The sequence below is a fragment of the Lysinibacillus sp. NPDC094177 genome (assembly GCF_050279145.1).
GTDB lineage: Bacteria > Bacillota > Bacilli > Bacillales_A > Planococcaceae > Lysinibacillus.
This window is the reverse complement of record NZ_JBNNTW010000008.1, coordinates 93,806-117,253: the sequence shown is the minus strand read 5'-3', so window position 1 is coordinate 117,253 and position 23,448 is coordinate 93,806. Positions and strand designations below refer to the sequence as shown.

The 23,448-nt window shown below is 38.4% G+C and carries 19 protein-coding genes and 1 other annotated feature; of the genes, 11 read left to right on the top strand and 8 right to left on the bottom strand.

What is annotated here, in order from left to right; genetic code table 11:
- Positions 1 to 61 precede the first annotated feature (61 nt).
- Together ACQKNC_RS14505 and ccpA are read left to right on the top strand one after the other, a co-directional pair.
- On the top strand, positions 62 to 1,147 hold the full coding sequence (locus tag ACQKNC_RS14505; protein ID WP_427425538.1) for a bifunctional 3-deoxy-7-phosphoheptulonate synthase/chorismate mutase: 1,086 nt from the start codon (positions 62 to 64) through the stop codon (positions 1,145 to 1,147).
- 180 nt (positions 1,148 to 1,327) lie between these two features.
- Entirely contained in the window at positions 1,328 to 2,332 is a 1,005-nt protein-coding gene (ccpA, locus tag ACQKNC_RS14500; protein ID WP_049667456.1) for a catabolite control protein A, read from the top strand.
- Between the two features lie 105 nt (positions 2,333 to 2,437).
- Here the strand turns inward: ccpA and ACQKNC_RS14495 are convergent, their stop codons facing one another.
- The 3 genes from ACQKNC_RS14495 to ACQKNC_RS14485 are packed head-to-tail and all read right to left on the bottom strand — an operon-like array spanning position 2,438 to position 4,902.
- Entirely contained in the window at positions 2,438 to 3,598 is a 1,161-nt protein-coding gene (locus tag ACQKNC_RS14495; protein WP_427425537.1) for an acetoin utilization protein AcuC, read from the bottom strand.
- A complete protein-coding gene (locus ACQKNC_RS14490; RefSeq protein ID WP_427425536.1) occupies positions 3,595 to 4,245 on the bottom strand; it encodes an acetoin utilization AcuB family protein in 651 nt (216 codons plus the stop codon). Before ACQKNC_RS14490 ends, ACQKNC_RS14495 begins: the two co-directional genes overlap by 4 nt.
- A 24-nt stretch (positions 4,246 to 4,269) precedes the next feature.
- Complete coding sequence (locus tag ACQKNC_RS14485; protein ID WP_427425535.1) at positions 4,270 to 4,902, bottom strand: GNAT family N-acetyltransferase; 633 nt, start codon at positions 4,900 to 4,902, stop codon at positions 4,270 to 4,272.
- Positions 4,903 to 5,246: 344 nt separating this feature from the next.
- On the opposite strand from ACQKNC_RS14485, the gene acsA reads away from it, so the two are divergent.
- Positions 5,247 to 6,974, top strand: a complete 1,728-nt coding sequence (gene acsA / locus ACQKNC_RS14480; protein WP_427425534.1) for an acetate--CoA ligase — start codon at positions 5,247 to 5,249, stop codon at positions 6,972 to 6,974.
- 85 nt (positions 6,975 to 7,059) lie between these two features.
- Here acsA and ACQKNC_RS14475 read toward each other — a convergent pair whose 3' ends face one another.
- Positions 7,060 to 7,428, bottom strand: a complete 369-nt coding sequence (locus ACQKNC_RS14475) for a hypothetical protein (RefSeq protein WP_427425533.1) — start codon at positions 7,426 to 7,428, stop codon at positions 7,060 to 7,062.
- Between the two features lie 642 nt (positions 7,429 to 8,070).
- Here ACQKNC_RS14475 and argC point away from each other — a divergent pair.
- From argC to ACQKNC_RS14450, 5 genes are all read left to right on the top strand, one after another.
- Positions 8,071 to 9,105: an N-acetyl-gamma-glutamyl-phosphate reductase gene (argC, locus tag ACQKNC_RS14470; protein ID WP_427425532.1), complete on the top strand. Its 1,035-nt coding sequence runs from the start codon at positions 8,071 to 8,073 to the stop codon at positions 9,103 to 9,105.
- A gap of 93 nt (positions 9,106 to 9,198) precedes the next feature.
- Entirely contained in the window at positions 9,199 to 10,431 is a 1,233-nt protein-coding gene (gene argJ, locus ACQKNC_RS14465; protein ID WP_427425531.1) for a bifunctional glutamate N-acetyltransferase/amino-acid acetyltransferase ArgJ, read from the top strand.
- A complete protein-coding gene (argB, locus tag ACQKNC_RS14460; protein WP_427425530.1) occupies positions 10,394 to 11,164 on the top strand; it encodes an acetylglutamate kinase in 771 nt (256 codons plus the stop codon). The genes argJ and argB overlap by 38 nt, the downstream gene beginning before the upstream one ends.
- Before the next feature lie 153 nt (positions 11,165 to 11,317).
- Positions 11,318 to 12,448, top strand: a complete 1,131-nt coding sequence (locus tag ACQKNC_RS14455) for an acetylornithine transaminase (protein WP_427425529.1) — start codon at positions 11,318 to 11,320, stop codon at positions 12,446 to 12,448.
- Between the two features lie 190 nt (positions 12,449 to 12,638).
- Entirely contained in the window at positions 12,639 to 12,887 is a 249-nt protein-coding gene (locus ACQKNC_RS14450; protein WP_427425528.1) for a hypothetical protein, read from the top strand.
- A 109-nt stretch (positions 12,888 to 12,996) separates the two neighbouring features.
- Here the strand turns inward: ACQKNC_RS14450 and ACQKNC_RS14445 are convergent, their stop codons facing one another.
- On the bottom strand, positions 12,997 to 13,878 hold the full coding sequence (locus tag ACQKNC_RS14445; protein ID WP_427425527.1) for an NAD-dependent epimerase/dehydratase family protein: 882 nt from the start codon (positions 13,876 to 13,878) through the stop codon (positions 12,997 to 12,999).
- A gap of 93 nt (positions 13,879 to 13,971) precedes the next feature.
- Positions 13,972 to 17,076, bottom strand: coding sequence for a transglycosylase domain-containing protein (locus ACQKNC_RS14440; RefSeq protein ID WP_427425526.1), 3,105 nt, complete (start codon positions 17,074 to 17,076; stop codon positions 13,972 to 13,974).
- Between the two features lie 102 nt (positions 17,077 to 17,178).
- Positions 17,179 to 17,382 (top strand) — a binding site (T-box leader).
- Between the two features lie 72 nt (positions 17,383 to 17,454).
- Between ACQKNC_RS14440 and tyrS the strand changes: the two genes are divergently transcribed.
- The gene (gene tyrS, locus ACQKNC_RS14435) at positions 17,455 to 18,723 is read left to right on the top strand and encodes a tyrosine--tRNA ligase (RefSeq protein WP_427425525.1); all 1,269 of its coding nucleotides are present in this window, start codon (positions 17,455 to 17,457) and stop codon (positions 18,721 to 18,723) included.
- Between the two features lie 255 nt (positions 18,724 to 18,978).
- Here the strand turns inward: tyrS and ACQKNC_RS14430 are convergent, their stop codons facing one another.
- The gene (locus tag ACQKNC_RS14430; protein WP_427425524.1) at positions 18,979 to 19,788 is read right to left on the bottom strand and encodes a cobalamin-binding protein; all 810 of its coding nucleotides are present in this window, start codon (positions 19,786 to 19,788) and stop codon (positions 18,979 to 18,981) included.
- A 120-nt stretch (positions 19,789 to 19,908) separates the two neighbouring features.
- Positions 19,909 to 21,114: an iron-containing alcohol dehydrogenase gene (locus ACQKNC_RS14425; RefSeq protein WP_427425523.1), complete on the bottom strand. Its 1,206-nt coding sequence runs from the start codon at positions 21,112 to 21,114 to the stop codon at positions 19,909 to 19,911.
- A gap of 834 nt (positions 21,115 to 21,948) precedes the next feature.
- Here ACQKNC_RS14425 and ACQKNC_RS14420 point away from each other — a divergent pair.
- Entirely contained in the window at positions 21,949 to 22,536 is a 588-nt protein-coding gene (locus ACQKNC_RS14420) for a TetR/AcrR family transcriptional regulator (RefSeq protein ID WP_427425522.1), read from the top strand.
- Between the two features lie 2 nt (positions 22,537 to 22,538).
- Positions 22,539 to 23,402 (top strand): CPBP family glutamic-type intramembrane protease, encoded by an 864-nt coding sequence (locus ACQKNC_RS14415; protein WP_427425521.1) that lies wholly within the window; start codon positions 22,539 to 22,541, stop codon positions 23,400 to 23,402.
- The last annotated feature ends 46 nt before the right edge of the window (positions 23,403 to 23,448 follow it).

Genomic DNA, 23,448 nt, shown 5'->3' with positions numbered 1-23,448 from the left:
AAATGTAACATACATTTCAGAGTTCTGAAAGTGTCTGTCATAGGGAGAGGAGCAAGAAAGCATGAGCCAAAAAGATTTAGAAAGTTTACGTAGTCAAATTGACGGTTTAAACTTGGAAATTCTTCGTCTAATTAACGAACGAGCAGAAGTAGTTGATGAAATCGGTAAAATTAAAGAAAAACAAGGTGTGAATCGCTATGATCCATTACGTGAACGACACATGCTTGATCTTATTAAAGAACACAATCAAGGTCCATTAAACCAAATGACGGTTGATTATATATTTAAGCAAATCTTTAAAACAGCTCTAAAACAACTTGAAGCGGATAAGAAAAAAGAATTACTAGTATCTCGCAAGAAAAAATCAGAAGATACTGTCATTAATGTGAATGGTGAGCTAATTGGCCAAGGAAAACCATCTTTCGTATTTGGACCTTGTGCTGTAGAATCATACGAGCAGGTAGCAGCAGTAGCAGAATCTATTAAAGCAAAAGGTGAAAAATTAATTCGTGGCGGTGCATATAAACCACGTACTTCTCCATATGACTTCCAAGGTCTTGGTTTAGAAGGACTTAAAATTTTAAAACGTGTATCAGAGGAATACGGTTTAGGTGTTATTACAGAAATCGTTACACCGGGTCATTTAGAGGAAGCTTTAGATTACATCGATGTTATCCAAATTGGTGCACGTAATATGCAAAACTTCGAATTATTAAAAGCAGCGGGTGCAACAAATAAACCTGTACTTTTAAAACGAGGCTTAGCAGCGACAATTGATGAATTTATTCATGCAGCAGAATACATTATGTCTAAAGGAAATGAGAACATCATTCTTTGTGAGCGTGGTATTCGTACTTACGAAAAAGCAACTCGTAACACATTAGATATTTCTGCTGTACCAATTTTAAAACAAGAAACGCATTTACCAGTATTTGTAGACGTAACGCATTCAACAGGTCGTCGTGATTTACTATTACCATGTGCTAAGGCAGCAATTGCTATTGGAGCTGATGGCGTTATGGCAGAGGTGCATCCAGATCCATCTGTAGCACTTTCTGATTCACAACAACAAATGGATATTCCAACATTTGATGCTTTCTACCAAACACTACAAAATTTCATGAAGAGCCATGAAATCAATGCATAATTGTTTGATACACCGCTTGCTTTAATTAGCAGGCGGTGTTTACTATATAGTGACAAAATAATGACTAGAAAAGTACTATTTGTACTTGGTTTTTCTTTTCATATACATACTGCTTCTTGAAAAGAATACGAAAATTATCGTATTATAAGGCTATAATAGGAAAAAAGGGAGGCACGTACGATGACTGTTACAATTTATGATGTTGCAAGAGAAGCAAATGTTTCTATGGCAACAGTCTCTCGTGTAGTCAATGGTAACCAAAACGTAAAACCGGCAACACGAAAAAAAGTATTAGAAGTAATTGAACGATTAGAGTACCGTCCAAACGCGGTAGCGCGAGGATTAGCGAGTAAGAAAACAACAACAGTTGGCGTGATTATCCCAGATATTGCAAACAACGTTTATGCGGAGCTGGCACGTGGTGTGGAGGATATTGCAACAATGTATCGTTACAATATTATTTTAGCTAACTCAGATCAACATGAAGATAAAGAGCTTCAGCTACTGGATACAATGCTGGGAAAACAGGTTGATGGTATTGTCATGATGAGTGATGAAGTAACTGAAAAAATGCAACAAACTATGGATCACTCACCTGTACCAATTGTGCTTGCAGGTTCAGTAGATGAATCGCAAACAATTGCGACTGTTAACATTGATTATTACCAAGCAGCTTATGAGGCGATTACATTACTGATTCAAAATGGCCATAAGCGAATCGCTTTCGTAACAGGTCCGCTTACGTATACTATTAATGGAAAATTCAAACTTGAAGCTTATAAAAAAGCCTTACAAGACGCAGGTTTACCTATAGATGAATCGCTAATCGCTGCAGAAGAATCGAGCTATGATATGGGATTAGAGGCGTGGGAAACTTTATCTTCACTTGAAAATCCTCCTACTGCTTATTTTGCAGGTAGTGATGAATTAGCAATTGGATTGATTCATGGTGCACAGGATGCAGGCAAAGATGTACCTGAAGATATCGAAGTGATCAGCTTTGAAAATTCAAAATTAGCACGCATGGTTCGTCCACAGCTAACAAGTGTCGCGTTACCACTGTACGATATTGGAGCTGTGGCAATGCGTTTGTTGACAAAATTGATGAACAAAGAGCCTGTTGAGGACGAAGCGGTTATTTTACCTCATCGTATTGAACATCGACAATCTGTCAAAAGTAAATAATTGTACTTAACACGTAAATCTGTTCAGGATTTACGTGTTTTTATGTATACGGATAGATGACTGAGAGCAAACGAAAAAGCCCCACGATTGTCGTGAGGCATAGTGTTAAGCGCGTTTTTCATTGCGAATAATATGTAGCACTTTGGCTAGCATTTGTGCGTTTTTTTCTTCAATCTCAGCCTTTCGAGGAATTGGTTCATACAATGGATTTGGATCCTCCCAAGTTGGGATAAAAGGCACTGGTGCTTCAGGTTGCCAACGATCTAACCATGCTTGAGGTAGAGGGCCTGTCGGTAATTGCTGATCTGTCATTTCAAGCCATAGCATAGACCATGCGCGAGGAACAACACGCCATATATCGTAGCCGCCACCGCCAACGGCAATCCATTTCCCCCCACAATATTCATGTGCTAATTTATGCGCAAGCTTTGGAATTTCTCTATAAATGTTCATTGTTCCATATAAATGAGTTAATGGATCGAAAAAATGTGCATCTGCGCCGTTTTGGGTTAGCACAACATCCGGCTTGAAAAATTCAAAGACTTCTCGCATAGCCTTTTCATATATTTCTAGGAAACTCTCATCTTCTGTAAAAGCATCAATTGGAAAATTAAAAGAAGTACCATAGCCCTGTCCATTTCCTCGCTCCGTAATATTACCAGTTCCGGGGAAAAGATAGCGGCCTGTTTCATGAATAGACAATGTACAAACATCTGGATCTTCATAAAAACTCCATTGCACCCCATCCCCATGATGGGCATCCGTATCCACATAAAGTACACGAGCATTATATTTTTCCTGCAAATAGCGAATGGCTACTGTACTATCATTATATATACAAAAACCTGATGCACGGCCGCGGAAGCCGTGATGTAGCCCTCCACCTAGATTGAGGGCGTGCTCGGCTTTTCCTTCCATAACATAATCGACAGCTGTTAGTGTTCCACCGACAAGCTGTGCACTTGCTTCATGCATATTTTCAAAAATGGGTGTATCTTCGGTGCCTATGCCGTAGCTTTCACATTGTGCCTCTGAAAGCTCACCATGTCCTGCTCTTTTAACGATATCAATATATTTTGGATCATGGGCAAGTAAAAGCTCCTCCTCTGTTGCGACGCGAGCCGGAACAATATCTAAATCATCGAGAGCATCAATATTCTTTAACAAATCCATTGTAAGCGTCAAGCGTTTATGATTGAAAGGATGGGTATCTGAAAATTTATATCCGAGTTGCTCTGGCGAGTAAACAAATACTGCTTTTTTCATTGTAATGAAACACCTGGTAAATTAGGCCATAATACATCAAATCCTTCTTTACGAAGATTTTCAATCATAGCTAGTGGATTCAATGTTTTTACTCGGATACTTAAAATTTTGTTTTGAGTATTTTCAGAATCAGGATAAACTAAGACGCTTTGGACATTTACATGATGTTCATGAAAAATCTTTGTAATCTCAAATAATATTCCTGGCGTATCGGAAACACGAATTTCAATTTTTGAGCCAGGTTCAGTGGCACCAGTTAACTCTATATATGTATAGAGTAAATCGGTAGTAGTCACAATTCCAACTAATTTCCCTCCAGAGACAATTGGTAAGCAACCTACTTTGGATTCATAAAAAGTAAGTGCTACTTCTTCTACAAAATCAAGTGGATGGCCGACAAGTGGTTTTTTAATCATTATTTCTTCCACTTTTGCATTAAAAACTGGAGAATTCGATTCATCCCGTAACGAGGAGGGTAAGGCCTCTTTAATATTTCGTTCAGTGATAACCCCAAGAACGTGATGCTCCTCATCTACAACTGGCACATGACGTACTTTTTTCTCACGCATTAACTTTAGCGCTTCAAACACTGTATTTGTCGGAGCCAGCGTGTAGGGCTCATCATTCATAATTTCTTCTACGATCATATACTCATCCCCTTTGTGTTGGTTTTAATACATGAAGCGATTTCTAAAACGAAGTCTATCAAATCTTTCCATTGTCTCAGGAGGCACACGTTTCCCTTCACGTGCCATCAGGCAGTTAGCTGGATGTGATGTAATTTCAGGGTCATCTGTAGCAAAATATTCGAAGTTAGCAGAGCTCATCATTTTCTCCATCATTTTGCGATAATCCCAAACATTTAAACCAGTCCCTTTTAAATCCCAATGCCAATAATATTCGGTAGTGATAACAAGATAGTCTTCCATTTCATCTCCCGTAAAAGACACGGCTAGTAGTGCCTTACCAACACCTGTACCACGATATTCTGGAATGACTTCAATGGCTCCTAGCTCAATCATGTTATCAATCCGATCCTCCGCCCATCGTTCGAGTGGATCAGGATATAGATAAGTGACGTAGCCTACAATAATGTTTTCATTTCGAATAATAATAATTCGCCCTTCAGGAAGTCCTGCAATTTCTATAATAGCTTGCTGCTGTTGCTTTGGAGGTCTAAAAGCAACCAAGCCTTCGTGGAATGAATATGTAGCTAATTTTTCTGGAGGAACAGGTCCTTCCACATACACAGTACCATGCTTTGTTTCCTTTGTGACAGAAAAAAAAGTTTTTTTATGTTCCATAATTACACCACCTGAGTTTAATAATTCCATTATAGCTGATTTCTTGCGGAAAAACGCTTATTTTTGCAAAATATACCTGTATTTTTGGAAAAATAAAAATATTAAGACATTCTTGGTGAATTCGTGTAAAATATATTTATATTGCATCTGTTATTTAACAGATGAATGCAGTGTAAATAAGCATCAACTAATTTCGCACTGCATAAACTGTTGTATAACAAGCGTTGCATAACGTAGTTGTCTTTGGAGAAGGTAGCGGATTTTGAAGGGGGAAAATAATGAAATTACAATTTGAAATTTGCTTACTAATGTACTAAAGCAATAGCAAAGAAAGGGGTAGTTTCATGGGGATGAAAATGATGGAGAAGTTGAATGCTTTACCGGAGCAATATAATTTACCTAATTATGAGAAAGCTGCAGCAACACATGATTGGAGAGAGACAGAAAAGGGATTTAGTTGGTATGAAACAGGGCTTGTGAATATGGCGTATGAGGCAATCGATCGTCATACGAAAACGCATCGAAAAAACAAAGTTGCACTTTATTTTAATGATGGTAAGCGTAAAGAGGCTTATTCTTTCGATGAAATGAAAAAGCTGACAAATAAAGCTGCAAATGTTTTTAAGGCAGCAACAAATTTAGAAAAAGGTGATCGATTATTTATTTTCATGCCACGCTCACCTGAGCTTTACTTTTCATTATTAGGCGCATTGAAAATGGGTGTTATTGTAGGTCCATTGTTCGAGGCATTTATGGAAGGTGCTGTTTACGACAGACTTGCAGATAGTGAAGCTAAAGTATTAGTGACGACACCAGAGTTGCTTGAACGAGTACCTTTAGAAAAGCTACCACATTTACAGCACGTCTTTTTAGTAGGATCTGATATAGAGGAAACAACCCAAATTTTAGATTTTAATAGACGCTTGAAAGAGGCATCTTCTCAATTTGACATTGAATGGGTGGACAGAGAGGATGGAATGATTCTTCATTATACTTCTGGATCAACTGGAGCACCAAAGGGAGTATTGCATGTTCATAACGCAATGCTTCAACAATATCAATCCACACAATGGGTACTAGATTTACGTGAAGATGATATTTACTGGTGTACGGCTGATCCAGGATGGGTAACAGGCACAGCATATGGCATTTTTGGTCCATGGTTAAATGGTGTCACAATGCTAATTGTTGGTGGAAGATTCTCACCACAAGCTTGGTACCAAGCAATTGAGGATTATAGTGTAACAGTTTGGTATAGTGCACCAACAGCATTCAGAATGTTAATGGGTGCTGGTAGTGGCATGCTAGAAAATTATAATCTATCTTCTTTACGTCATATTTTATCTGTTGGTGAGCCGTTAAATCCAGAGGTAATTCGTTGGGGGATTGTTGAGCTAGGTCACCGTATTCATGATACATGGTGGATGACAGAAACGGGTGCACATATGATTTGTAACTATCCTTCAATGGATATTAAGCCAGGATCAATGGGTAAACCATTACCTGGTATTCATGCAACGATTGTTGATGATGCTGGTAATGAAGTACCACCTTTTACAATGGGAAATTTAGCAGTCCGACGTGGATGGCCATCAATGATGCGTCAAATTTGGGGAAATCCAGAGCGTTATGAATCCTATTTCTTAAAAGGTGAATGGTATGTGTCCGGGGACTCTGCCTATATGGATGATGATGGTTACTTCTGGTTCCAAGGGCGTGTAGATGATGTTATTATGACAGCTGGTGAGCGGGTAGGTCCTTTCGAGGTAGAAAGTAAGCTACTAGAGCATCCTGATATAGTCGAGGCAGGAGTAATCGGAAAGCCAGATCCTGTACGAGGTGAAATTATTAAAGCCTTTGTATCATTACGTGAAGATGTTGAACCTTCAGCTGCATTGATTGAGGATATTCGTAATTTTGTCAAAAAGGGTTTATCTGCACACGCAGCACCACGAGAAATCGAATTTAAAGATAAGCTACCAAAAACACGAAGTGGTAAGATTATGCGTCGTGTGTTAAAGGCATGGGAGTTAAATTTACCAGCTGGTGATTTATCTACGATGGAAGATTAATTTTGAAGTACAAGAAGCAGGAATTTATTCGGTAGACGAAAAATTCCTGTTTTCTTTTTTACTGCCAGAAATATGCGGGTTAGGATTAACTCTCTACAAGCGCCTTATATAATATTTGTTTACCATCTATCTCGACAATAATCGTGTAAGTGTCATGATCATTTGTAGCGAAAATTTCAGATCCAACTGGCAATTTGGTAGCATAAAAATCTTTAAAAAATAGAGATGTCGTAGTTTTTTTTATTTTTCCTATGTTTTCTTCTTTTATAAAATTACCCTTTTTTAAAGATTCTTGATCGGCTACTTTTATATAAATTAATTGATCAAGTTGTAAAATATCTGCTTGGGCATCTTCTTTAAGAATAGTTTTTGCTGTTGGATTGTCTGGTATAACAGAAGAACATCCTGTTAGTAATAATAAAAACAGAAAAGAATATACTAATATTTTTTGCATAATAATACATCTCCTTTTAAGTAGAAAAATCCCTTACTCGATAATAGAGAAATTAGTTTCCTCATTTTATACCTTCTAGGAAAAAATCATATTGCTATTATTTAATACAATAATATAAAAAAAGATAAGTGAGGTAAGTAAAACTATTTTTATTTCAGGGTTCATTAATAAAAATTGGATATTGCTTTATAACTTATGTCATGTTGATTGTAGTGGTGACTAGGCGACTCCTTAGGGATCAGCAATAGAGGAACGAAGGCTAAAACCATCACATCCTGGGATAACGCCTTCGTGACCAACATCCTGCTGCAACCGCTTCGCTTTCGCGTTGCCCCGACGCCATTAGAAAGCGCTCGGTCGGAGCGGAAATCAACCCCACTTTACGGAGATGAGGTTTGCTTAATACATTAAAATGCAGAAGATAAAACTGATTTCCTTACTAGTGGATAGGTTAACCTTTTAGGGATTTTATTTGTTTTTTCTAAGAGTTTTCTTTGTTTTATAGTGTTTAGTTATTCAAACTTTTCTCGATATTCCTTACTCAATAAAGCTAGCAAAAAATTCAAATATAAATAAAAATTCAGTTGACTTAATAAATATGCAGAAGTATACTAATTTTAACTTAATTCAGAGGTGAGTGCATTGAAAGTAGGAATTGTTGGTGCAACCGGATATGGTGGATTAGAGCTTATTCGATTTTTACATAATCATAAAGCGGTGGAGCGGATTGATTTATTCACATCCTCAGAAGAAGGTGTAATTTTTTCTTCTAAGTTTGGTCATCTCGTCAATATTGCCGATACGCCTTTAAAAAAAATTGATTATGAGGCTTTAGAGAAATTTGATGTTGTTTTTACAAGTACGCCTTCAGGGGTGACAAGTGAGTTATTACCTCCATTGGTAGGGAAAGGTCCTAAATTAATAGACTTGTCTGGTGACTTCCGTTTACAAGATCCAGCAAGTTATGAAGCATGGTATGGTAAAAAAGCGGCGCCATTGGCAGTTATTCAACAAAGTGTATATGGCTTAACTGAATGGAATGCAAAAAATGTTCAACATGCTCCTCTTATCGCGAATCCAGGGTGCTATCCAACAGCGGTTTTACTTTCGTTGTTACCATTGCTAAAAGAACGATTGATTGATTCGAGCTTTTTAGTAATTGATGCAAAAAGTGGGATATCTGGAGCCGGAAATAAGCCTTCGCAAACAACGCATTTTAGTGAGGCGAATGAAAGCTTTTCAATCTATAAAACGAATACACATCAGCATATACCAGAAATTGAGCAGGCCATTTCAATGTTTGCAGGGGTCGATACAACCATTTCTTTTAATACTCATTTAGTGCCAATGACAAGAGGGATTTTATCTACCTCATATGCACCTGTAATGTCTGGTGTTACAGAGAAGCAGCTAATAGCTTGTTTACAGAATGCCTATGAAAAGCATCCGTTTGTGCGGATTGTTACAGATGTAAATAGCATAGGAACAAATCGTGTTAAAGGTTCAAACTATTGCGATATTTTCGTGAAAGTAGATAGCCGTACAAATCGTGCCACAATAGTTGGCGTCATCGATAATTTAGTCAAAGGGGCTGCAGGGCAAGCCATTCAAAATATGAACGTTCAATTTGATTTACCACAGGCGACAGGATTAGATGTCGTTCCGTTCTTTCTGTAACTTCTTTCAGTGAAATGTTTTATGTAGCGAAAGCTGAGCGTCAGCTACTCTTATATGCCAAGGAAAATTAATTAACTAAGGAGGAAAGTTTTTATGACATTAATAGCATCCGCAAGTATTATGAAAAAATTATCAAGTAAAAATATTGTTTCACCAAAGGGCTTTAAAGCTGCTGGTTTACATTGTGGATTAAAGCATAAGAAAAAAGATCTAGCTGTGTTAGTCAGTGAAGTACCAGCGAGTGTAGCAGGTGTCTTTACAACGAATGCTGTGCAGGCAGCACCACTAAAAGTAACAAAAGAGGTTGTATACTTAACGAAGAAGATGCAGGCGATGATTGTCAACTCTGGAAATGCCAATGCATGTACAGGGAAACAAGGGGCGAAAGATGCACAAACAATGCAGGCATTAATGGCAGAAAAGCTAGACATTGATGCAAATTTAGTAGGTGTTTGCTCAACGGGTGTCATCGGTGAAATTATGAATATGGAGCCAGTGGCAAGTGGGATTAATCAGTTAGAGCCAAAGGATAATTTAGAAAGTGCTATTGATTTTGCACAAGCAATTATGACAACAGATACAGTTATGAAAAATACAAGCTACAGCACTATCGTTGATGGCAAAGAGGTTATTATCGCTGGGGTTGCAAAAGGTTCGGGTATGATTGAACCAAATATGGCAACGATGCTAGGTTTTATTACGACAGATGCAAATATTGAATCAGATGTTTTACAGGCTACACTATCTGATATTACAAATTTGACTTTTAATGCAATTACAGTAGATGGAGATACATCTACAAATGACACAGTAGTTGTGATGGCAAACGGCTTAGCAGGTAATGAATCTTTAACTCCTGACCATCCAGATTGGCAAAACTTCTATTATACATTGAAAACAGTAGCTCAAGACTTAGCGAAAATGATCGCCAAAGATGGTGAAGGTGCAACGAAGCTGATTGAGGTTGAAGTTGAAGGGGCAATTTCAGATGAAGAAGCACGTAAAATTGCTAAAACAGTAGTTGGTTCACCACTTGTGAAAACGGCAGTCTTTGGTTGTGATGCAAACTGGGGACGTATTATTGCCGCTGTAGGCTATAGTGGGGCAACGGTTAATCCGGAAAAAATTACGATCCAAATTGGTGGGGCAACAATGGTTGAAAACGGTGAGCCAGTTCCATTTTCAGAGGATACGTTAATTCAAATTTTAAAAATGCATGAAGTGAAAATTTATGTGTCACTTGGTATTGGGGAAGGCAAGGGGCATGCGTGGGGATGTGATCTAACTTATGACTACGTTCAAATCAATGCCTCATACCGCTCGTAAACGAATGGTCATTAAGCTTGGTGGCAGTACGCTAGAAGGCTTAAATGAGTCGTTTTTTGAGAATTTTAAAAAACTCCAAGAGAGCGGAGTAGAGCTTATTATTACCCATGGTGGTGGTCCAGCTATTAACCGTGCACTTGCGATGCGCGGAATAGAATCACATGCTTTAAACGGTATTCGTGTAACGAGCGAAGCTGCAATTGATATCGTACAGTCAACGTTAATAGGAAAGGTCAATCCAGAGCTTGTTTATGAATTGACAACGGCTGGCATTGCTGCAATTGGTTTAAACGGCTTCGATGGTCAGTTAATAGTAGCGGATTATCTAGACAAAGATGTATACGGTTATGTTGGTGAAGTAATAACCGTCAACACATCCTTGTTAGAAGCATTAATTAGTGCGGGGATTGTACCGGTTATTGCTTGTGTTGGAGCAGATGAACATGGTCAGGCATTGAATATTAATGGAGATACGGTAGCAAGTGAAATAGCACTAGCTTTAGATGCAGATAGCTTGTTACTTGTAACGGATGTAAGTGGTATTCGAATTAATGATGAGTATCAATCGAAAGCAACACCTTCCTTCATCAATCAATGGATTGATGAAGGGCATATTTATGGTGGGATGCTACCTAAAGTTCAAGGAGCTCTCGAATGCTTAAATGCAGGTATTCCATCAGTGCAAATTGTTGGAGAATCACTTGTTGGTACGACGATTTTATCTGGGGGATGATGAAAACCCGAATGACTAAAGTTTCCCTTCATCCTCACTCAGTACAGTCATTCTTCTTCATAGATAAGATTGACCGTTCTAATGGCATAGAGGTAGCAATATAGTTGTTTAGAGAAGATGATTGTTATAGCAAACTTAGTAGGGGTTGATAAAATGAGTGCTTTATTTGGAAACTATGGCAAACGCCGCGCCCAAATTGTCAAAGGGCAAGGAACTGTTGTCGAAGATTCTGCTGGGAAAAAATATTTAGATTTTACAAGTGGAATCGCAGTAGTGAGTCTTGGTCATGCACATCCTGCCATTGTAAAGGCTATTCATGATCAAAGTAAAAAGCTTTGGCATATTTCTAATTTATTTGATATTCCTGGTCAGGAGAAGGTCGCGCAAAGATTAATAGCAGATACACATTTTTCTTATGCATTTTTCTGTAATAGCGGTGCGGAAGCGAATGAAGCGGCCATCAAGCTTGCACGTAAGCATACAGGGAAAAGTCATATTATTACTTTTGAGAAATCCTTTCATGGGCGAACTTTTGGAGCGATGTCGGCAACAGGTCAGGGCAAGATACATAATGGCTTCGGACCACTTGTTGAAAAATTTACAATTCTTCCTTTTAATGATGTGGCAGCACTTGAAGCAACGATTGATGATTCTGTCGCGGCTATTATGCTGGAAATGATTCAAGGTGAGGGCGGTGTAAACAGTGTATCTCCGGAATTCGCAACAGCAATCGCTAAAGCCTGTGATGACAAAGGCATATTATTAATTATCGACGAGGTTCAAACAGGTATTGGACGAACAGGAACAAGATATGCATATGAGCAAACGATTTTAAAACCAAATATTGTGACATTGGCAAAAGGGCTAGGTGGTGGTTTCCCTGTCGGTGGGATGCTTGGAACAGCTGAGCTATATGATACATTTAGTCCTGGCACACATGGGACAACATTCGGTGGGAACCCACTTGCAATGAGTGTTGCTGAAACCGTGCTTGAGCATGTTTTTGAACCTGCTTTTTTACAAAATGTACAAGAGCTATCCACGTATTTTGTTGAGCATTTGAAAGCTAATCTACCTTCTACGTATACTGTACAGGGCCAGGGCTTGCTTCTTGGCATTGGCTGTGGAGATATCGAAGTTGCCTCGTATATAGCCGCAGCAGAGGAAAACGGCTTATTATTAGTAGGTGCAGGACCAAATGTTATTCGTCTATTACCTCCATTAACCGTATCAAAAGCAGAAATCGATGAAGCAATTGAGATTTTAAAAACGATACTGTTGTAGTATCAGGTCAAATTAAAAACGATAAAAAATGAATCTGCTAGACTTTCTTTTGTGAGAAGTCTAGCAGATTTTTAATAGCTAATCAAAAAAGACTTATCACCATAACGTGTGGTTGATTTCCGTTCCGGCTGGGCGCTTTTATCGCTGCCGCTTCGCTTTCGCGCAGAGCAGAGCTTCCTGGGGGCGTCCGATGAGCCGCTTGGACCTACACGATGTAGGTCACGAAGGCGTTATCACAGGACGTGATGGTTTTAGCCTTCGTTCCTCTATTGCTGATCCCCAAGGAGTCGCCCAGCCTCCACTCCAATCAACTTACATGGTTTACGTTTTAACAAATGCCATCCGCAAACTACTGGGTAGTTTAGTAAAATTTTATCCCGCATTAACGGGCAGTAATTTATCTGTATCAAAAGAGAAGCGTCAGGTCCCCCCGCTTTAAATTCAATGAGAACAAAGAAATTAGTGGAGGCTAACTGCCCGTAAATATCCGATTGGTGAAGACTAATAATCAGTGGGGTAAAGAACACCCCACCGATTAAAGTTTCACTTTATTGCAGCTCTTTTACTAATGTTTTCACAAGAGTAGGGAGCCAATCGTGGAGTTGACTAAATGTAAAGCCTGCAGCTTCTGCTTTTGTAGTTGTCATATACCAATCTGCTGGAACCCCGTATGGTGACTGCGACATTTCATCGCCACCTACCAGAGAAATTTTTGCATGCTTTCCGGTTGTTTCTTCAATAAGCCCCAGTAAATCCTTTAACGAAACTGCGCCTGTAGCTGTTGCATTATAAGGTCCTTCAATTGGTGTAATACCAGCAAAATACAAAAATGCAGCTGCTTCTTCATCCGTAATAAAGCTCATCTTTGCATCAATATTTGGTAATGAAATAGGCTGTTCCTGTATAATTCGTTCAACATGAAAATGTAAACGGCGTGTATAGTCGTTCTCACCCATAACAATCGGGAAACGTACAGCAACAACAGGGAATGTAGCCTCTTTGAAAAGTACTGCCTCTGCTTGACGCTTACCCTCACCATATGAAAAATCTTCACGGTTCCCCATCCGAACTTCATAATCATAGGGATTAAAATCTTCTTCGGTTTTGATACTGCCATCTATTTCGTAGGTTGATAGAGTAGATGTAAAAACGAATTTTTTCGTTTTACCCTTTAAAATTTCACATATCTTAAGAGCTTCATTGGGAGAATAGCAAATATTATCATAGACAATATCCCATGTTGGACTTGATAGTGCCTGTGACAACGAATCGGCATCATCTCGATTAACAACTAGCTGTTTCACTTTTGTACCAAAAGGATTTCCACTTTGACCACGTGTTAAAATAGTCACACTATGACCATTTTGAAGACAAAGTTCAACAAGCTTTTTACCAAAAAAGCGAGTGCCTCCTAAAATTAAAATGTCCAATTATCCCCACTCCTTCAAATTAGTAGTCCCCTTTATAATGACAAAAAAACAGGCATACTACAATTAAAAAAGTAATTGTAGTATGCCTGTGTATTATTGGGTAGGTGGGTCAGGCGGTGGAGTTGTATTTCCGTTATTTCCTCCGTTAGAGCCATCCCCGTTATTCCCAGAACCGTTACCGTTATTTGAGCTATTCCCGTTATTCCCGGAACCGTTACCGTTATTTGAGCCATTCCCGTTATTCCCGGAACCGTTACCGTTATTTGAGCCATTTCCGTTATTCCCGGAACCATTGCCGTTATTCGATCCGTTTCCGTTATTCGAGCCATTCCCGTTACTACTACTAGACCCATTACCATTTTCCGATCCGTTTCCATTATGGTTTGAGTCATTTCCGTTAGTAGGTGGAGTAGTTGGTGGAACTTTTTCTTGATTGTCTTGTTCAGGTAGTTTTTCATCGGCACTACCACCAGTAGAAACGCTATTGGATTGCGATGAAGTTAAACCTGTAATATCTACAGCGACAACAACATAGGCTTGACCACTTGCTACTGTCATGCTTTGTGATGATTCAAGCACTGATCCGACAAGAGTTCTACCACCGTTTGTTACTTTATATACTCTGTATCCGACTACATCATTTGAAGAGCCAGTCCAAGATAATGTATTGCCATTAATTGAAGCAGTTACTGCTGCTGGCGGATTATTATCTGCCGGGAAATCAACAGCTGATACCGATGAATTCGATAATGTCGAATTTTTTGGTAATAGGCTTGCTGGGTTACCGCCAAGTCTGCCTAGCATTCGTTTAATAAATGCTTGATTAATACCTGCACCACCTGGTTTTACAAATTCTGGCGGTGTGTTAGAGAGTGCATTATAGGTTTTACCTTTAATCGTAACGACGCTTGAGGAAGCTAAGCTATCATCAGGCTGAGAAGGTAAAAATACTTTCGCGTTAAATAAATCAGAGCGCACGAGACCAGCATTAGCACATGCTGCAGAAGGCGCTAAACCAGAAATACCACAGAATGATGCAGTGACAACGTTTTTCGGTTGCTTAAATCTAGTTTTAGGGGCAATTAATTGTGGATCGACATCATACACAGAATTCATTAATGTTCCCCATAGCTTGTTAATTCGCACGCTAGGCTGCTGATACGTATTATTAAATGTATACAGTGATTGATTGTTATCATAACCCATCCATACACCAAGAGAAACATTCGGGTTATAGCCAACTAGCCAAACGTCTTTATAATTTTGTGAAGTACCTGTTTTAGCGGCAAAGTCAGCAGAGAATTTCAGCGTATTTCTTGCAACTGTACCAGTTCCTTTTGTTAACACATCTCGTAACATATCTGTAACGATATAAGAAGTTTCAGGACTAAATACTTGTTCAGGTTTAACTTCGTGTTTATATATGATATTTCCATTTTGATCTTCAATTCTATCAATCATATATGCGTCAATAAATTGTCCGCCGTTTGCGAAGGTTGCAAAGGCATTGGTGTTCTCTTCAACAGTAATACCATCTTTTACTGCACCAATCCCAGCTGCAAGGTTTGTGAAGTCATCAGGCTGTAAGCTTGTGATCCCCATTTTTACTAAATAATCGGCAGGACGTCTGTTAAGAATATCATAATATAGACGTAAAGCTGATAAGTTTTGTGAATTTGCTAATGCTTCACGTGCAGGTATAATTCCTCGCTCATCACTAGTAATATAGTTGCTCGGACTCCAGCCGCCCTTAGAGAATTTTACGTCGACTAACGGGCTACCTGCACCAATTACACCGTATTCTATTGCAGGTGCATATACGAGTAATGGCTTCATAGTTGAGCCATTTGAGCGTTTTGCCTGTGTAGCATAGTTATATTTTTTTAATTCAAAGTCACGACCACCGACAAAGCTTAAAATACGTCCAGTATTATTTTCAATTAAAATACTGCCAACCTGTACAGGCATTTGAACATCAACTTCTTCACCTGTTACAGGATCCTTGTCTTTAACGGTGTATGTATGACCGTAATTTTTAAAGTTTTCCGCTGTTTTTTGCATCGAATCGTACATATCTTTATTAATAGTTGAATAGATTCGATAACCTTTTGAGCGGACATCACGATCTGCTAGGATCGTATACTTATCTTTTAATTTCTTTTCATTTTTTAAGCGTTCTGGATCAATACCATCTTTTTCTGCTAGTTTTTCAGCAATAATTTCTGTCGCACGACTTTCAAGCTCATATGTTAGCCATGGGTAGCGATCCTCCGAGCGCATCTCTGGTGAACGGAAATCAGCAGTAATATCATAAGCGAGTGCTTCTTTATATTGAGCTTCGTTAATGTAACCTGCGTCTTTCATACGATAAAGTACTATTTTCATACGATCAACACCCAGTTGAAGAGCTTCTTTACTTTTAAGTGCACCTGTATTTGTAAAAGGTGTGTAAGTAAACGGTGCTTGAGGAATACCAGCAATATACGCTGCTTGAGGAAGCGTTAAATCTTTTGCTTTTACATTGAAAATACCTTCAGCAGCTGTTTCAACTCCTGCGATGTTTCGACCGGAAGAGTTACGGCCATAAGGAATTATGTTTAAATAGGCCTCTAAAATTTCTTCCTTTGTCATAAAGTGCTCTAAACGCATCGCAAGTAAAAGTTCTTTTGCTTTTCGTTCATAGGATACTTCATTTGTTAAGACTTGGTTTTTAATAAGCTGCTGTGTTAGTGTAGAACCACCAGTTTGAGTGGAAGAGTTTGTTACGTCTTGAAGTAGTCCGCGGATGACTGCCTTCGGAACGATTCCGTTATGTTCACGAAAGTACTCGTCCTCTGTTGCTAATACCGCATTAATAACATTAGGTGCGACATTGTTTAATGTTGTTGCTCGACGATCTAAATCTGTACGTAATTTTCCGATATAAATATCGTTGGCAAAATAAATCTCACTTGTTGAATCGTAGTTAAAAATTTCATTTCGTAATTCTTCCTTTGAGCGTAGTGGCTCTTCTTTTACAAGTGAAGCAAAATAGCCGGCGCCAACTGAACCTGCAAATACAGTGCCTACCAATGCAAAGACTAAAAATAGTAAAAATAAGTTCCAGGCAACACTTCCTGAAATACGTAATTTCTTCATCCATTTTTGTTGAATTAATTCATCGATCTTTGCATTGATTTTCTCAATCCAATCTTTCAATGTATCGACCTCCTAAAATCTTGTCTATTATAGCACATATTGATTTAGGTCGAACATAGTTATTGACAATGAAAAAGAATCGTATAGAATAATGCTTATAGTTTTCTAGTGATGAAAAGCTTGCAGTAGTGTCTATATTCCCTGTTTAGAGAGCCAGCGGTTGGTGAAAGCTGGTCATAATGTAGAGACGAATTACGTGCTTGGAGCTTAGACGTGCGCGCCTGCGATAAAGGCGGTTGAATGAAGAGGAAGATGGATAACATCTTCAAGCCGGGTGGTACCGCGTTAGTTATTAACGTCCCTGCATGCAATGTTTTGCGTGTGGGGACTTTTTTGTTTCTCCCTACACGGAATATCAAACACTTAGGAGGAATTAAAATGACGAACGAATTATTACAAGACTTAGAATGGCGAGGATTGTTATACCAACAAACTGATGCTGAAGGTATGGCTAAATTATTAGATGAGCAATCGGTATCTTTATACTGTGGTGTTGATCCAACTGCTGATTCAATGCATATTGGGCATATTGTGCCCCTTTTAACGCTACGTCGATTCCAAAAAGCAGGTCACCGTCCAATTTTGTTAGTTGGTGGTGCGACTGGTATGATTGGAGATCCATCTGGTCGCTCTGAAGAACGTCAATTACAAACAGTTGAGCAAATTGATAAAAACGTTCAAGGTATCCGTAGTCAATTAGAGCGTATTTTTGACTTTGCAGAAGATGGTAATGGTGCTCAGTTAGTTAATAACCGTGACTGGATTGGCAATATTAATACGATTGAGTTTTTACGTGATTATGGGAAGTTAATTAACGTGAACTACATGTTAGCAAAGGATACGATTGCATCACGACTTGATACAGGGATTTCATTTACTGAGTTTGCATATACATTAATTCAAGGTATTGATTACAATCATTTATACAACCATTATAACTGTCGCATTCAAGTAGGTGGCTCTGACCAGTGGGGGAATATTACAACTGGTTTAGAAGTTATTCGTAAAACACATGAGGAAGAGACAAAAGCTTTTGGTATAACAATTCCTTTAGTAACGAAAGCAGATGGTACAAAATTTGGTAAAACAGCAGGTGGTGCTGTATGGTTAGATGGTAAGAAAACATCTCCATACGAGTTCTACCAATTCTGGATTAATGCTGCGGATGCTGACGTTGTAAAATACTTAAAAATATTCACATTCCTTTCTCGTGAGGAAATCGAAGCTTTAGCAGTATCTGTAGAAGAAGAACCACATTTGCGTAAGGCACAAAAAGCACTAGCTGAAGAAATGACTCGCTTAATTCATGGTCAAGAAGCATTAGACCAAGCAATCCGCATTACAGCTGCTTTATTCTCTGGTGACTTAAAAGCACTTTCTGCTGATGAGATGAAAGATGCATTTAAAGATGTTCCTTCTATTGAAATGGCGAAAGAAGATAAAAACATTGTGGACTTACTAGTGGAAGCGGGTATTTCACCTTCAAAACGCCAAGCTCGTGAAGACGTAACAAATGGTGCGATTAGCGTGAACGGTGAAAAGGTCACTGAAGTAGAATATGTAATCGACGGCAAAGATCGTTTAGAAGATGCATTCAGCATTGTTCGTCGCGGCAAGAAAAAATACCATATGGTGAAGTTTGTTTAATCCGAACAAACATGTTAAACATCCCCTCGGAATTTGAGGGGATGTTTCTTTTGGTTGAAAAATGGTCAAGGAAATCTTTATGCGCTCTCCTATGGGCGAACGTTTAGCTGCTACCTTAGCTTTGCATGCGCTGATGCTGCGTTTATCACTATAAATAAGTAACATGCCAGAAAATATACGCTAAATTACCCCCTCGCTTTGCTGAACAGCCACACTTTATTTAGTACGACAATGCCACTGACATATTGTTTCGTTTTAACTATCTAAAAAACTAGGAAGCTTTATGTGCTCATATTCTTTGGGGTGAAGCAAATTTGCAAGCTTTAATGCACCCTCTATGAGGCGTGGTGATGGGCGACAATAAAGCCATTCCTCCATTACATGAAGCTGTTCCATTTTAACGGCTTGTAGCTCCTGCGCATGTGAACGTTTTAATAGATTAGCCGGTTGAATACGCTCAAAGGCAACTCCTACCCAAGCCATCATAATATAGTCTGGGTCGCGCCTTACTACATCATCCCAATCGGTTTGGACGCTTGCTAGTTCTACATCTTGAAACAGATTTTGCCCACCAGCAATGGCACTAATTTCAGTTAGCCAATTTATTTTACCTGGTGTAAAGATAGGGTTTGGCCACCACTCCCAATAGAGGGTAGGTTTTTTAGGAATCGTTTGAGCAGCTGTGCGAAGTCGATCAATACAATGTAAATATTCCTCAGAAATTTCTTTTGCACGCCCTTCAACACCGCAGGCTTTACCTAAAGTATGGAGATCCTGTGCGATTTCCTCTAAAGAATTAGCATTAAAAACAATATGAGGAATATTTCTAGCCTGTAACGCTTCAATATTTTTTTCCATGCCAGGGACACTTAAGGATGCGAGTACAAGATCAGGCTGCAACGCCTCTAATGCATCCATATCAATTGATAAATCTGGGCCAAGCTGAGGTAAGTCTTTTACTGCTAGTGGCCAATCCGAAAAATCATCGACACCCACAAGCTGATCAGTCAGACCTAAATAAGCAACAAGCTCGGTATTACTAGGACAAATTGAGATTAAACGCATCTTCTTATCTCCAATTCTTTTTAAGAAAAGTATAGCGAGTGTTGGAGACACATACAATGACCGAATTTTGTCCTTAATAAAAAAGACATGCCTACAAGAGACATGCCTTCTGATTACTTATTAAGAAAGTGCGATAGCTTCGAGTGATTCTTCTTTTTCCGCTACAGGGCCCATCGCATTTGTAATGATTTGTTTAATATCTTCTAAAGTTGCTTTACGTGGGTTTGTTGCAGCACATACATCTAACATTGCATTTTTCGCTAAGATTTCAATATCCTCATCCTTCGCACCTAATTCGCGGAAGCCACTTGGAATGTTTAAATCTTTAGAGAGGTTTTCAATTGCTGTAATCGCTTTTTCAGCAGCATCACGTTTACTTAACCCTTCAACGTTTTCGCCTAATAATTCAGCAATTCTTGCAAAACGCTCAGTACGTGCTGTTAAGTTGAAGCGGCAAACATGTGGCAATAAAATAGCATTACATACACCGTGTGGTAGATTATAGAAGCCACCTAATTGGTGGGCAATTGCATGTACATAGCCAAGTGATGCATTATTAAACGCCATGCCTGCTAAAAATTGTGCGTAAACCATTTGCTCACGAGCTTCTAAATCTGCACCGTTTGCATAGGCACGTGGTAAATATTCAGGAACTAGCTGAAGTACCTTTTCCGCACATGCATCAGTAATTGGTGTTGCGTTTGTCGATACAAATGATTCGATTGCATGTGTTAATGCATCTAAACCAGTTGCCGCAGTTAGAGCAGGAGGTAAGCCAATCATTAGCTCTGGGTCATTAATCGATAGTAGTGGAGTAACATGTTTGTCCACGATGGCCATCTTCACTTTACGAGCTGTATCCGTGATAATTGTGAAGCGAGTCATTTCACTTGCTGTACCAGCAGTTGTGTTGATAGCGATTAATGGCACCAGTGGGTTTTGTGATTTGTCAACGCCCTCGTAATCATGAATGCGTCCGCCATTCGAAGCAATAAGTCCGATACCCTTTGCTGCATCGTGTGCGCTACCTCCTCCAAGAGAAACGATTGAATCGCAGTTTTCAGCATGATACACTGCAATCCCATCTTCAATGTTTTGATCTGTTGGATTTGGTTCTGCTTTCGGGAAAATTGCTACATCAATTCCAGCAGCTATAATGATGTTAGCAATTTGTTCAGAGAGACCTAATTTGTGTAAGCCCTCATCTGTTACGATCAATGTCTTTTTCACTTCTAAATCATTTAAGCGTTTACCAACTTCTTGAATTGCTCCAGATCCAAATAAGTTTGTTTTCGGCATAACAAATTGCTTTAGAACGTCTGACATATTTCCAACCCCTTTAAAATAATTGTTATTGCTTGAATGATGGCGAACCACCTTTCGAAATTCATGTTATTCTATTCTTTGTAAAAGTTCAACTCGTATTTTTATTAAAATTATTAATTTTATTCTTGTTATTATTTTACAAAAAAGTTAGATTGGTTTTTGATATGATAGAATCTTAGGTTGTCTAGGAGCGTTGATTTGAAAACGTTTTAAAAATTGTTTTCCTATGAAAGTAAAATATATTTTTTGGAATATGGTTCTATTTTAAAGAAGTATTGAATAGTAAATAACTGATAATTTGTTTTTAATATTATAGTAGTGATAAAGTGGTTTTTTAATTGAGTAATTATTATTTTAAAGTACATAAAATAGTCAAAATTATAAGAATATTAAAAATAAATCTCTCTTTCTTTTTAAAATGTATAAAGAATTTCATAATGCGAGAAGTAAATAAAGAATGACCGTATACCCAGTATTGGTTTTCATCATAACGTAAGGTTGATTTCCGTTCCGACTGAGCGCTTTTATCGCTGCCGCTTCGCTTTCGCACAGATAAAACATTGTTGCTGACGCTTCGCTTTCGCACAGATAAAACATTGTTGCTGACGCTTCGCTTTCGCACAGATAAAACATTGTTGCTGACGCTTCGCTTTCGCACAGAGCAAAGCTTCCTGCGGGCGGCGGGGAAACAAATGTCTTCTGTGCGAAAACGTAGCGACAGGATGTTAGCCACGAAGGCGTAAAAAAGTTGTTTTTTAGGCGCTTTACAGGGATATTTACAATTTTATTGAATAAAATTTCAATGAAAATAATCTCAATAAAGGGGTGGAAGAAATGTCGATTAGACATGAACAAAAAGAACAACGAAGAGCTTTGATTTTACAAACAGCATTAGACTTGTTTATTCGGAAGGGGTATGGTGAAACGAAAGTTGCTGATATTGCTAAAGCTGCTGACATGAGCATGGGGTTGCTTTTTCATTATTTTGACTCTAAGGAAAAGCTTTATGAAGAGCTAATTCGCATTGGTTGTGAAAGACTTAAGGTGGACTTTAATTTTATTGATGAATCACCATTAGCAATATTTACAGCGGCTGCTGAGGATATGTTTGACATGATCAATACAAACTCGTCTGCAGCAAAAATGTTTGTGCTTATGGAGAATGCACAACATCTTGATTCCTTGTCGGAAGATTTAAAAGAAATGCTTACTGAAGCAGCTAAATTGATAAAAAAGAGTATTCCATTAATAGAGAAGGGGCAATTGCTAGGTGAAATTAAACAGGGAAATGCTGAAGCACTTGCGGTAGCATTTTGGTGTTCTATTCAAGGAATCGCTCAATACATTGCACTGCATCCCGAAACACCTTGTCCCAATACAATGTGGGTTATTTCGATACTTGAAAACAGGGAGGTGGATTGAAAGTGAAAACTAAACGGAATTTAATAATCTTTATAGTTGTTGTTTTGCTAAGTGGGTGGCTTGGTGTTTTTGTAGACCGTTTCATCACTGAACAGCCTAAAGGTGATACTCTTGGGATGGGAATTTGGCTTGTATTACCGTTGCTGACGACTATATTGTTACGTGCCTTTGCAGGAGATGGTTGGCGCGATATAGGCTTATTACCTAATTTGAAAGGTAACATAAAATGGTATGTTGTCTCGCTCCTGATCTATCCTTTAATCACTTCTACAGTTTTGTTATTAAGCTATATATTTGGATGGATGGATTTTTCAGATTTTAATTTAGATACAATAGTTTCAGTTTTCGTGGGTGGTTTACTGATTCAATTTGTTAAAAATTTTTTTGAGGAATCAGTTTGGAGAGGTTATTTGACAAGTAAACTTTCATCGTTAAAAATAAATGATTTTTGGTTTTATTTTATGGTTGGTGGCGTTTGGGGAGCTTGGCATATACCATATTTTTTAGTCTTCTTATCAGAAAGTGATATCTTCAGTGTACTTCCTGTAAATAGGTGGTTATTTGCCTTGATAGGTATTATGACGATGATCTGTTGGACAGTAATGTATACAGAAATTTATTTAATGACGAAAAGTATTTGGCCACTTGTCCTTATGCATATGACAGAAGATGCACTTGTGAATCCACTTATTCTTGATGGATATATCAAAATTGCTCAGGGAAAGGAATTTCTTGTTTCTCCAACGGCAGGTATTATTACGACATTGCTTTACCTAATGGTTGGGCTTATATTGCGAACTAAACGTAAAAAGCTGGAGAGGGAAATTGTATCCAAATCAATCACCACAGCTATTGTTAAAATTTAATAGTTTTATTATTAAAGTTAGTGTCAAGAAATATTTAATAGAATTT